This window comes from Listeria immobilis, assembly GCF_014322845.1.
GTDB classification, from domain to species: domain Bacteria; phylum Bacillota; class Bacilli; order Lactobacillales; family Listeriaceae; genus Listeria; species Listeria immobilis.
This window is the reverse complement of the sequence record NZ_JAASUA010000010.1, coordinates 90,676-101,787: the sequence shown is the minus strand read 5'-3', so window position 1 is coordinate 101,787 and position 11,112 is coordinate 90,676. Positions and strand designations below refer to the sequence as shown.

The following is an 11,112-nucleotide window of genomic DNA, read 5'->3' as shown; positions in this document are numbered from 1 at the left end:
TATTGTGAGTTAGTAGTGGTCCCTTTTTCAACCATCGCACCTATAAAAAGTGGCCCCTTTTTAAATTAGCATAAACATATCTGAAAAAACTTTTTATTAATAGTTGCATAAAGTATTGCAAGTTTGATTTCTTTTCTATACTGAAATAACAAATCTTACAGTTTTCTAAATGACACCGCCTCCAAATAGCATTATTCTAATAATATGATACAAACTTCACATACGGAAAGGGAAAACAACCATGACAAAAATTCGTATTAATAAAGAAAAAATGAATAACCATGCTACAACCCTAGGTGATAGTGCGGGAAAGCTAGATTACTATCCTCTGAAAAATGGAAACATGAGTTATACGCAAACTAATTCTATTCACCTTTTTCGGGAATCATTACTTGAATTACTTGAAGGCATCGAAAATTTAGGATCTGTTGCTCAAGATGATGCTACTCGAATCAAGCAAATGGGAGAAGCTTTTGCAAAACAAGATAAATCCATCAGCCAGAAGATGAATTTGGAGGTGCGTTAAGTGGATAAATGTACCCAAGAATTAGGTGAAATAAAAAAAGAAATGGAGCGAGAAAATGACGCTCTATACACTATTAAAAATAAAATTAGACATTTAGAGGATGTGGAAGAAGATATTTATCAAGCTAGACGTGAAATGGATGACACCCTTTATCATATGAAAAAAGTTTGGCTAGGAGAACACGCAGAGCATACTTTTTGGCAAATAGAAGACGAGGTAAGTCATTACAACCAGAAAACTACCAGCATGACTACCGATATTCAAACCGAACTAAATAATGAGCAAAAAAAGCATCAACAAAATCTCCACGCGCTCGAAACTAAACAACAGGATATCACAAAGGAGATGCGTTTATGACTCGAATAGATATTGCTGAAGTAAACCATTTTTCACATGAATTAAAAATAGCCAATCAACAGGCTAAAACACAAATTACGGCAATCCAAAATGCTATCACTGCTTATTTGCAAGATGATTCGCTCTCTGGGGAAGCAATTAGTGCGTCTAAAGGATATTATGCAGCGACTTATTTGCCTCTTTGTGCTTCTATCAAACAAGCGCTACAAGTCAGTGAAGAATCTTTAAGGAAATATATTACCGACTTTCACAGCCAAGTAGATAGTTCTCCAAGTGCAAAAATTGATGCAGATGGTCTGTATGAATTAGATCAGAAAATAAATCAATTAGAAAGTAAATTAGAACACATTCAGTTAGAATTGAGTTCGATGACAGCAGTTTCTAGGCAGGGCGAAATTAATGCACTTCAAACGCAAATATTTGCTAGTTATAAAAAAGAACAACTTTTAGAGAAATTTCTTGATTTTGAACGTGGACATAGTCATTTTTTCCAAGAATTAAGTGACTTAGCTCAAGCAATTAATCATGGTGTGCGTGATATTCAGGCGAACATTTCTTTTAGTAGCCAAACTAGGATGTATAAAGTAGATAAATTGTCTGCTTCAAACTTTGAACGACTTGTTGAGTTATACGCATCTCAAAAAGCAATAGATGACAAAGTAAAAGCTATGGAAGATATTGGAATGCTTCCCTATATTCCAGAGGGAAATCGTGCCGGATATGTTATTACTAATGGCAAACTAAATACGGAAGCGACATTAGATTTAGTTAATCAACAGATGATTTATTGGCAAAATGAAACCGGTATGCGCGAGTTGTTTGGCGTTGGAGCTTTTTATCGCGCGGTTTATGGTTTGGATGCAGTTACTGCTGAGAGGATTGGCGGCGGACAAAGGATTGTAGATGGCTCAACGGTGTTTTTACAATATGTAGGAGCTTTTGGAGTGAGTGGTTTTTATGCTGAGTTTGGGCAAGTACGAAAACTCGACTATTTACCAACATCTGGCGTAAAGTTAAAAACGAGTCCATGGGAGACCACGACGGTTTTAGGGACTTATGTTTCCGATACTCAAAATGTACTAACAGAATTAGGCAATATAAAATCATTAGATTTTGGAATGAAAAAAAATAGATTCAATCTTTTAAATGCACCGGATGAATTATATATTAATCCAAAACAATTTTGGGATGAGTTTAATCAGCCTTTCCTAGATAAAGCAATTCAGCGAGGAGATGATGTAGCTATGGCTACAAAACCGACTGTAGAAAACTTATACATCGCTGGGACTAAACAACTTACGGGTTTTGGCCGTGAATATGAATACTTACTACAACATGGTTATACTTATGATGCAAAAACAAGCACAATGAAGTTGAAGAAATGAGGAATTCAAGCATGAAATTAGACGATAATTCAAAAGAAATAATCCTTAAAAAAAGTGAATTTTTGCTCCATAATAATTTTAAATTAATAGAAATAACGGATTCTACTATCACATTTTCAAACAAGAAAATTGCTTTTGTAATGGGTTATGAAAGATATGATAATGTAAGTAATATTAATATAAAATTTTTGGAAGAAAATGAAATGTTTAATCTTGGCTGGATTGCTTTTGTAAGAAGAAATCAGACGCCACTTCCTCAGAATAAATTAGATAATATATTAGAGTTACTTGATTATGCTGAAAAAAATCATGATAAAGTTACTAACTTACAATTTTGCCAAGAAAGTAGAGAAATGGTAAAAGACTTCTTGAAAGAATAATGACTGGGATTATAGAAAATAAGGGCTGTGATTAATTGGATTATTATAAAGAAGTTGAAAAAATATTCAAAGGATATGAGCAAAATTATCAATTGAAGCTTGCTAAAATAGATAATAATGAAGTTGCTTTCATCGGAGAAAATTATGCTTTAGGTATAGGATGGAGTACAGACGGAATTGATTTGCATTATTTCAAACTAGATAATTCAACGCTCTGTAAATTTAGTTTGGATAATTTATTGAACGCAAAGCTAACTCACAGAGAACGAGACGGATTAATTCCTAGTACAACAATTTACGAGAAAATAATTAATGAATTAATAATCTGCGAAAGAGGATTCAACAATCATTTTCAAGAATTGCTAATGGGTGAAACATTAAGTGGCTTTGGTAATAATGAATTTGTTTCGAGTTTGGAGAAGAGTATTATTGAACGTGAACTTTTGTCTCATTAATACTGATTAATAGGAGAACCGCATTTTTTTCATGAATTTGATTGCTAAAAATCTTAAATACAAAAATTAACAAAGTTGGTGTAATTAATGGAGTTTAAGCACGAAGTAGAAAATAACTTTGCGAATATAATTCAAGAATATCAATTTAACTTAATTAAAGTAAATGAAGATGAAATAATGTTGTTACACCCTAATTATGCGCTAACTATTTGGAAAAGTAGAGAAGGTATTGATATTTATTACCTGTTTCTTCACGGCTTAGAAAAAGTAAAAATAACCAACTTTTTATTTTCAAATTATGAAAAAGATTTGTTAGCCAATATAACTTCTGCAAATAATTTGACCGACAAAATTTCTAATAGCTTACTTATTCATGCGAGAGGTTTAAGTAAATATTTCCCTGAATTATTATCTGGTCAAAATGATTGGATAGAGGAGTTTAATGAGAATAAGTTTTATAATGAGCCGAGAGCTATTAACACCGATGAGCATGCGGCATATCACAAACAGTTATGATAGGTTATTCACAAAACAGCTTTTTATTTCACAAATAATAATGTAAAATGAAATTATGGGAGATTCAAATATGAAAGAAGAAAATCAATCATACACAAAAGGGTAAAATTGATTTCACTTTCTTTATGTTTATGATTTAATACCTTTAACAATTCAAAAAAACATCATGGGATTCTTCATTGTGTTACTTTTCGCACACCGTTATATTTTCCTAATACTTGCAATCTTGCTCGGTGGGGAAAAGAAAACGCCCCATGTATCCAATAAACTATCATAAATGACAGCATGAAAAGGGGATTATCAAATGAGTATTACAGAAGAAGAATTTGAAGAACAGGTTTCGGAGTTATTTATTAATTATCTAGAAAAATGTACGCCTGAAGAGATCCATCAAGTGGTTGTAGAATGGAATTTTGATAATCCTAAGAAACCGATTTATTGGATTGCTAATTCGCCGAAAACGGATAAAGGGACGGCGTTAATGTTATTTTGGATCATGGAGCCGGACTTTGCTTATCAATTTGAAACAAGAGAAGAGATGCTTGGAAAAAGCAGTTGGTATGCGGAAGATTTTGATATTGTCACTGTTTTGGAAGAAAAGTACTTAGCTGAGTTCTATCAAAATCAAGTCTATGGTTACGCACCACCACCCGAGTTTCAAGAGGAGGAAATGAAAAGAGCGATTGCGAACGAAATGTTTGTTCCTTTGAAAGGGCTAGAAGATTCTGAGTCGGCGGAATGGGATGATGGTCTTCCTCCTGAATTGCAAGAACGGTATAATGAACTAGCTGAATCAGTGGAGGAGTAATCTTGATTCGGAATTGTTTAAAAAGGAATTCAAAGTCGAAAATCGTTTGATAGGTTTTCGACTTTTTTCTTATTGATACATTGAAAATATTAAAGCGGATTAGGAGGGATAGCTTGAAGTCGCAGCAGACCTTTATGGTAGAGATTGCCTTTAATTCTAATGCAAGAAAAATGGTTCCAGAAGCGGGGTATCGGTCTTGTTTTGTGATGGAGTTGGATGAGGAACAGGAATATTTAGGTGTTGAAATTTATGATATAGAAGTGGATGCTCTTGATTTGACGGGGTATGCAATGTGTTCTTTTTTATATGAACAAGAGGGCGTAGATTATAGTAAGATTCAGCCAAATAGGTCTTTTATGGTTATGGAAGGCGTGAGTATTGTTGGGAAAGGGACGGTAGTGTCTTTTAATTTGTAACTAGCAATTGTTAAATGAAAGTTAAATTGATTTATGCATTTTACACAGTATAATTAAACTATAAGAAGAGACTTTTTGATGGAGATAGCATATATTAGTGGAAAGTAGTGAATTTATACATAATAAAGCCATTAAACGAAAAATTAGAGGATAACCAGTATACACAATTACTGAGGAGGAAAAAAGTTGATTCCATCATATTTGAAAAACACAATTAAAGAGATAAGTATTAATGATTTTCTTAATGCAGAAATTGTAACAATAAGTAACATGGAGAAAGTTAAACCAAAAACTCTACTAACAAAGAACAATAATCCTACAAAAAAAATACCCAAGGAGGTAAGGAAATATGATTCCATCTTATTTAAAAGATGTAGCTAGAAAAGTAACTATCGATGATTATTTGCATTTGGAAATCACAACTAAGGATGTAGACGAATATTTTGAAATTTTTTATTGCGGAACGATTTGGGAAAGTGGGGATGATCAATTAATTACAGCAGAAGATATGAAGGTTCCCATTAAAATCGTTGCTAAAAGTACACTTACAAATAAAGAAATAGTACTTTTTGATGGCGCCTTTTATGGATATGATAATATGTTTTGTGATGTTTATGACCAAAAGGCAATAGATAATCGGGAATTAATACAGTATCCTCTGAATAACATTGTTAAAATTAATTTTTTAGTTGGGATAGGAATAGATTATGAAAGTGAAAAAGAAAATTACGACTTTGATGAAGATGGTAATGTGTTATTAATTGATGGTCGATATATTTCTTGGGAAGACACTAAAGCTGATGGATTTGACTTCCTAGAAATAACTGCAATAGATGAAAATGGTCAGTCTTATTCAATTATGAGTGAAGAACTTGCTTAAAGCTTATTAGCATTTTTTAAGTTGATGTGTGTGACAAGCAGGATCGTGAAGCCATTCTTGCTTGAATATTATTTTTAATTGTCATTTTCATTAGCGTTATATGTGGAAGATTACAGTATATTGCTAGTGATTAAATAAGTATCAGAGTAAAATGTTGATAAAACGGATTTGAAATATAGCGAATATGGAGGGAAATATGACTTATGAAGAGCTTTTAGATGAAGAGTTTGGTGCAAGTGAGTTAATTCATTATGAGAATCAAAATAAGGAATATCGAGGTATGTTATTAAAAACTATCCCCAAAAGCCAAATAATTCGGACGCGATTAGCAAAGAAAACAGATAAAAAAGCAGGATACTTTGTTGCTTTTTGGGAGAAAAATAACGAAAATACTAATGTTGCTTATGATAAGAAGAATCCGGCAGATTTTTTATGTATTGTTGTTACGGATAATCACTTACAAGGTGTATTTGTCTTTCCGAAGCAAGTCTTGGTGGAGAAAGGTATTTTGAGAAGTGCGGGGGCTAAAGGGAAGATGGCAGCTAGATTTTATCCTGCTTGGTGTCGAGATTTAAATAAAACGGCGCAGAAAACACAAGATTGGCAGTTAGTATTTTTTAAAGATTATACTACAGAGGAGAGTTAAAATGAATATCGATATACAAAACATCGTATATTTTGCAACGAAAGGTGTAGAAACATTTTTAAAGGAAAATCCAACATTGACCTTTTATGCATTTGCTTTTGATTGTAATGTGGAAGCTGCTGAAATCAACTTATGTTTGAACACGGAGGAAGCTTTTGCTGAAACTTTAGGTGCCTATCAAAGCGGAGAATATGCGAATCAATATCAAACGGTAGAACAAATTCAAGATGTAAAATATAATACAGGAGATTGGAAATATCAATGTTTTGATACGTTTTATGTGTTAACTGAAGAAGAATTAACCACTGTTTTTAATAAACTTTATCCAAATGAGGTCGAGGATGATTATCAGGCTTGGATAGGCTTTATCAATGAATTATTGATGGAGTTTACTAAAAGCCTTGTTGCATTTTCCAAAACAGAAGCATTTAAACAAATTCCTAAAACAGCAGATTTTGAGTTTTTTTGTATTGACCATGAGGAAGAAGTGGAAACGGCTATAAAAAGGATAGAGCTATTAAATAAATAAAAACCTAGAAAGTCTAATTTATTAGTTATAAGGTCTTAGATGATAGAATATATACAGAGAAATCTGATTGTATTCGGAAATTTGGTAGGTAATTTAATTATTTGAAAGCCAAATTTACGATAAAATTCGACTGCATCCATATCCGTTTCTGCAAAAATAAATTCTAGTTGAGGGTTTACATCAATAACTTGACGAATCATATGGCTCCCAATTCCTTTTTTTTGAAAAGAAGGTAAGACCGATAAATGCAATATTTCACAAAAACTCTTTGAAATGTGTATGCCGATTAAGCCATTTTTTTCTGAGGTAGTGAACAGGGCAGCGTTATTTTTATTATATAGTTTAAGTGCTTTTTGAGAATGCCAAGTTGATAGTTTTAATAATTTTAGTAGTGTGAGTGGAAAATTAATAGTATTTACTTTTTCTAACATGTCTAACTCCTTCATAAGAGATATTATTTTGGTTGGAAGTATCCAAATAGTATAGCAACTAAATATTGTATGTTCAATAAAAACCGTATTTGATAATGATAATCATTATCAAATACGGTTTTTTGTGATATAATAAACAAAGATTTATTAGAAGGGGTATGCAAAAACATGGGAAAAACAATAAAGAAAACGGCTAATAGAGCCAAAAAAACAAGTTATATGAAAAAGCAATATCCATTTATGATTGGGGGAAACAATAATGATTGATAAACGTCTCTTCCAATTGGTCGAAAAAAAGCCATTAATTTTGCTAGTTCTTTTCCGTACTATCCATTTAGGGCTAATGATTACTTTGTGGTTCATTTTTGCTCAACAATTAACGAATTATTTAGATGGACAAAGGATCGATATATATTTTTTAGTTGGCACGGTTGTGCTCGTTTTAATGGGCAAATCAGTGCTTACAAAATTAATGGAAAAGCAAACATACAAAGCTTCAGCGGAATTACGTTTGTCAATGCGACGGGCGGTTATGGCAAAAGCATTTCGATTAGGGAATAACGAGGGGCAATTAAAAGCGTCCACTTTAACACAGCTTGCGGTGGACGGGATTGAACAGCTCGAAATTTATTATGCGCGCTTTTTACCGCAGTTATTTTATTGTTTGATTGCTTCATTGATGATTTTTGGCAGTTTGGTTGAGTTTGCGTGGCAGCCAGCAGTAGTATTACTTATTTGTATGCCAATGATTCCAGTCGTAATTATGGCGGTAATGAAAATGGCAAAGAAAATTTTGAGTGGTTACTGGTCGGATTATACGAACCTGGGTGCTAAATTTCATGAAAATTTGAGCGGGTTTAGTATTTTAAAAGCTTACGACCAAGATAAGTATAAACAAGATGAAATTGCAATGGATGCAGAACGGTTTCGTAAAGTGACGATGAGTCTTTTGTCGATGCAACTAAATTCAATTACGATTATGGATATTATTTCTTATAGTGGAGCAGCTCTCGGTATTGGTATTGCATTAATTGCTTATACAAATGAAGCAATTAGTACGGTGGGTGTGTTGATGTTCCTTTTACTAAGTGCCGAGTTTTTTATTCCAATGCGCCAATTGGGCTCGTTGTTTCATGTTGCGATGAACGGAATTAGTGCTTGTAGTAAATTATTTGCTTATTTGGAACTAGAAGAGCATCTGTACGGAACAAAAGAACTAAAAGCACCATTGAAAATTATTGAAGCTCGCGAATTGGGTTATACATATAACAAAGCAAACTTGCCTACCCTTCAAAAGATAACAGCTAGTTTTAGTCGTGGTAGTTTTTCAGCACTTGTTGGAAAATCGGGGTCTGGAAAAAGCACTTTTGCAAGTGTGTTATTACAACAATTAACTGGTTATCAAGGTGAAATTAGTTGGAACAATCTAGCTCTGACAGATTTAAGTGAGGAGACTATTCGCGAGCAAAGTCTAATGGTAGATCATCATGGTTATCTCTATGCAGATAGTATTCGTGCAAATTTGATAATGGGAAATAAGCAAATAGGTGATGCTGACTTATGGGCTGTGTTAGAGCGTGTTTGTTTAGCAGATTTTGTAAAAGAATTACCAAGACAATTGGCAGAAACTTTACAAGAAAATGGAAGTAACTTATCAGGTGGACAGCGACAAAGGCTTATCCTAGCACGTGCGTTACTAAGGGAAGCAGAACTTTATGTTTTTGATGAAATCACATCTGGCGTGGACTTAGAGAGCGAAAAAATTATTTTGGCAGTTATACAAAAATTAGCCAAAGAGAAAATAGTGCTTTTTATTTCGCATCGTTTATATAATGTTTTGGAGGCGGACCAAGTGCTGGTATTTGAATCTGGAAAATTAGTGGAAATTGGCAAACCGGCGCAGTTACAACAAGATTCAAGTTATTTTAAAAATTACTTTTCAGAAGAATCACAGTTGCTCAAAGGGGGTGCTTAAAATGACAGAATGGGTGATTGTTCGTTGGTTATTAGGCTTTGTTAAACCGTTAAAGCTGCGCATGATTATGGCAATTTTACTTGGAATTATTAGTAATTTATCGGTGATTGCGATTTCTTTAATTGGAGCATATGGAATTTTGGCGGTTGTTTTAGGTTATTCACTTAATCCGTTAAAATGGCTACTAGTAATGGTTGCATGTGGTATTATTCGAGGGGTGGCGAGATATGCGGAACAGTACTTAAATCATGATATCGCCTTTCGATTACTCGCAATTATTCGTGAACGGATTTTTGAAACATTGAGAAAGTTAGGTCCTGCGCGTTTATCTGGTAAAAAAAGCGGGGATTTAATTACCGCAATTACGACCGATGTAGAAGCTTTAGAAGTATTTTTTGCACATACTATTTCACCGGTTTTTATTGCATGTGGGACAACCATTGTAACAGTTGGATATTTAGCGATATATGATATTGGCTTAGCATTAGTTCTTTTACTTGGACAAGTTTTAATTGGCGTTATTTTGCCAGTGATAAGTTATAAACGAAACGAGCCAATTGGGACAGCTTATCAAGCAGAGTTTGTTGGTTTAAATCAAGCGGTTATGGAAAATATTGCTAGTTTACAAGATGTTTCTCAATTTAAGTTGGGAGAAGAACGTATTAATAGGTTAAATGAACGAGGACAAAAGTTGAATAAAGAGTACCAAAAAAAGCTGCAACAAGGAAGTCAATTGCAAATTTTTAGTGAGTGGATGGTAATTGGTACAGCTACTATAATTTTAATATTAGCTGGAAGTTGGCAATTACCACTTGAAACAGTTTTACTTGGAACGGTATTAAGTTTAAGTTCATTTGGTTCAGTGCTTGCCTTAAATGGTTTAGGGACATCTTTATTGACTACTTTTGCTAGCGGAAAACGATTGTATGCCTTAACAGAAGAAAAGCCAACTATTACTTTTAATGGAGAGGTGGCATTAACCGATTTTGAAAAAGTCCAATTTGATCGTATTAGTTTTAGCTATGATGGAAAACAGCCAATTTTAAATGAATTATCACTAGAAGTACTAAAAGGAAAATGGCTGGGTATTGGTGGTAAAAGTGGAAGTGGAAAAAGTACATTGATGAAACTTTTGATGCGTTACTTTGATCCAAAAGGGGAGATTCGTCTAAATGGGGAACAACTTCCAACGGTTACCGAATCATCTCTTCATCAAATAGAAGGTGTGATGGAACAAAGCACATTTTTATTTGAAGATACGATTGGAAATAATATTCGTTTGGGTAAAAAAGCGGCAACTTTAGAAGAAGTGAAAGTAGCGGCAAGAAAAGCGGCATTAGATCAATGGATAGAGACATTACCAGAAGGATATGATACGAAAGTCGGTGGGCAGTCACGTAATTTATCTGACGGGGAGCGACAACGAATGGGACTTGCAAGACTATTTTTGCATGATGCGCCATTATTGTTGCTAGATGAACCAACCAGCAATCTAGATTACGTGAATGAGCAAGCGATTCTTAGGACGTTGCAATCAGAAATACACAATAAAACTGTGTGGATGGTTTCCCACCGAGAAACAACCTTGGCATTTGCAGATGAGCGAATTTATTTGGAAAAAGGGCAGTGGACCAATATTTTAAAATAAGTAGAATAGGAAGTAAAAAACAGTTATGAAAAGCTTTTTTCATAGCTGTTTTAGTATAAAGTAATGGCTTTTCTGTGACAGAAAACGGTTATTTTTATCTATTTAGACTATTTTCGTCCATCTTTTGTTATCTAAAGCGATTTTAATACCAGAAGTACTA

Annotated in this window: 14 protein-coding genes and 2 pseudogenes; 15 read left to right on the top strand and 1 reads right to left on the bottom strand. The window is 33.6% G+C overall.

The features are described from left to right. The first annotated feature begins 241 nt into the window (after nucleotides 1-241). The 13 genes and pseudogenes from HCJ45_RS12290 to HCJ45_RS12240 all read left to right on the top strand — a co-directional run bounded on the left by HCJ45_RS12290 (nucleotide 242) and on the right by HCJ45_RS12240 (nucleotide 6,898). Nucleotides 242-526: a DUF3130 family protein gene (locus tag HCJ45_RS12290; RefSeq protein ID WP_187124994.1), complete on the top strand. Its 285-nt coding sequence runs from the start codon at nucleotides 242-244 to the stop codon at nucleotides 524-526. Beyond that, nucleotides 527-883: a hypothetical protein gene (locus tag HCJ45_RS12285; RefSeq protein WP_187124993.1), complete on the top strand. Its 357-nt coding sequence runs from the start codon at nucleotides 527-529 to the stop codon at nucleotides 881-883. After that, nucleotides 880-1,443: pseudogene (locus HCJ45_RS15020) on the top strand (T7SS effector LXG polymorphic toxin); the annotation flags it as partial. The gene HCJ45_RS12285 and the pseudogene HCJ45_RS15020, both read left to right, overlap by 4 nt. A 384-nt stretch (nucleotides 1,444-1,827) precedes the next feature. After that, entirely contained in the window at nucleotides 1,828-2,268 is a 441-nt protein-coding gene (locus HCJ45_RS15015; RefSeq protein WP_270994026.1) for a hypothetical protein, read from the top strand. Between the two features lie 11 nt (nucleotides 2,269-2,279). Beyond that, complete coding sequence (locus HCJ45_RS12275; protein ID WP_185413834.1) at nucleotides 2,280-2,648, top strand: hypothetical protein; 369 nt, start codon at nucleotides 2,280-2,282, stop codon at nucleotides 2,646-2,648. A gap of 35 nt (nucleotides 2,649-2,683) precedes the next feature. Continuing rightward, complete coding sequence (locus tag HCJ45_RS12270) at nucleotides 2,684-3,103, top strand: hypothetical protein (RefSeq protein WP_187124991.1); 420 nt, start codon at nucleotides 2,684-2,686, stop codon at nucleotides 3,101-3,103. An 87-nt stretch (nucleotides 3,104-3,190) separates the two neighbouring features. Next, a complete protein-coding gene (locus tag HCJ45_RS12265) occupies nucleotides 3,191-3,619 on the top strand; it encodes a hypothetical protein (RefSeq protein ID WP_187124990.1) in 429 nt (142 codons plus the stop codon). Between the two features lie 304 nt (nucleotides 3,620-3,923). After that, nucleotides 3,924-4,427 (top strand): DUF4274 domain-containing protein, encoded by a 504-nt coding sequence (locus HCJ45_RS12260; RefSeq protein WP_187124989.1) that lies wholly within the window; start codon nucleotides 3,924-3,926, stop codon nucleotides 4,425-4,427. A gap of 113 nt (nucleotides 4,428-4,540) precedes the next feature. Further along, the gene (locus tag HCJ45_RS12255) at nucleotides 4,541-4,843 is read left to right on the top strand and encodes a hypothetical protein (RefSeq protein ID WP_187124988.1); all 303 of its coding nucleotides are present in this window, start codon (nucleotides 4,541-4,543) and stop codon (nucleotides 4,841-4,843) included. A gap of 186 nt (nucleotides 4,844-5,029) precedes the next feature. Further along, a pseudogene (locus tag HCJ45_RS15010) lies at nucleotides 5,030-5,119 on the top strand (hypothetical protein); the annotation flags it as partial. Between the two features lie 73 nt (nucleotides 5,120-5,192). Then, nucleotides 5,193-5,723, top strand: a complete 531-nt coding sequence (locus HCJ45_RS12250; protein ID WP_187124987.1) for a hypothetical protein — start codon at nucleotides 5,193-5,195, stop codon at nucleotides 5,721-5,723. Nucleotides 5,724-5,919: 196 nt separating this feature from the next. Further along, nucleotides 5,920-6,369 carry a MepB family protein gene (locus tag HCJ45_RS12245; protein ID WP_187124986.1) on the top strand — a complete coding sequence of 150 codons (450 nt, stop codon included), beginning with the start codon at nucleotides 5,920-5,922 and terminating at the stop codon, nucleotides 6,367-6,369. A 1-nt stretch (nucleotide 6,370) separates the two neighbouring features. Further along, entirely contained in the window at nucleotides 6,371-6,898 is a 528-nt protein-coding gene (locus tag HCJ45_RS12240; protein ID WP_187124985.1) for a DUF4303 domain-containing protein, read from the top strand. Nucleotides 6,899-6,933: 35 nt separating this feature from the next. Here the strand turns inward: HCJ45_RS12240 and HCJ45_RS12235 are convergent, their stop codons facing one another. Next, nucleotides 6,934-7,329 carry a GNAT family N-acetyltransferase gene (locus tag HCJ45_RS12235; RefSeq protein WP_187124984.1) on the bottom strand — a complete coding sequence of 132 codons (396 nt, stop codon included), beginning with the start codon at nucleotides 7,327-7,329 and terminating at the stop codon, nucleotides 6,934-6,936. Between the two features lie 259 nt (nucleotides 7,330-7,588). On the opposite strand from HCJ45_RS12235, the gene HCJ45_RS12230 reads away from it, so the two are divergent. Further along, on the top strand, nucleotides 7,589-9,304 hold the full coding sequence (locus tag HCJ45_RS12230) for an ABC transporter ATP-binding protein/permease (protein ID WP_187124983.1): 1,716 nt from the start codon (nucleotides 7,589-7,591) through the stop codon (nucleotides 9,302-9,304). A 1-nt stretch (nucleotide 9,305) separates the two neighbouring features. Continuing rightward, entirely contained in the window at nucleotides 9,306-10,952 is a 1,647-nt protein-coding gene (locus tag HCJ45_RS12225) for an amino acid ABC transporter ATP-binding/permease protein (protein ID WP_187124982.1), read from the top strand. Nucleotides 10,953-11,112 lie beyond the last annotated feature (160 nt).

Bases quoted from the DNA above. Each gene is read 5' to 3' on its own strand.
- HCJ45_RS12290 (WP_187124994.1), top strand. From the start codon at position 242: ATGACAAAAATTCGTATTAATAAAGAAAAAATGAATAACCATGCTACA.
- HCJ45_RS12250 (WP_187124987.1), top strand. From the start codon at position 5,193: ATGATTCCATCTTATTTAAAAGATGTAGCTAGAAAAGTAACTATCGAT.
- HCJ45_RS12245 (WP_187124986.1), top strand. From the start codon at position 5,920: ATGACTTATGAAGAGCTTTTAGATGAAGAGTTTGGTGCAAGTGAGTTA.
- HCJ45_RS12265 (WP_187124990.1), top strand. From the start codon at position 3,191: ATGGAGTTTAAGCACGAAGTAGAAAATAACTTTGCGAATATAATTCAA.
- HCJ45_RS12240 (WP_187124985.1), top strand. From the start codon at position 6,371: ATGAATATCGATATACAAAACATCGTATATTTTGCAACGAAAGGTGTA.
- HCJ45_RS12275 (WP_185413834.1), top strand. From the start codon at position 2,280: ATGAAATTAGACGATAATTCAAAAGAAATAATCCTTAAAAAAAGTGAA.
- HCJ45_RS12225 (WP_187124982.1), top strand. From the start codon at position 9,306: ATGACAGAATGGGTGATTGTTCGTTGGTTATTAGGCTTTGTTAAACCG.
- HCJ45_RS12230 (WP_187124983.1), top strand. From the start codon at position 7,589: ATGATTGATAAACGTCTCTTCCAATTGGTCGAAAAAAAGCCATTAATT.
- HCJ45_RS12260 (WP_187124989.1), top strand. From the start codon at position 3,924: ATGAGTATTACAGAAGAAGAATTTGAAGAACAGGTTTCGGAGTTATTT.
- HCJ45_RS12235 (WP_187124984.1), bottom strand. From the start codon at position 7,329: ATGTTAGAAAAAGTAAATACTATTAATTTTCCACTCACACTACTAAAA.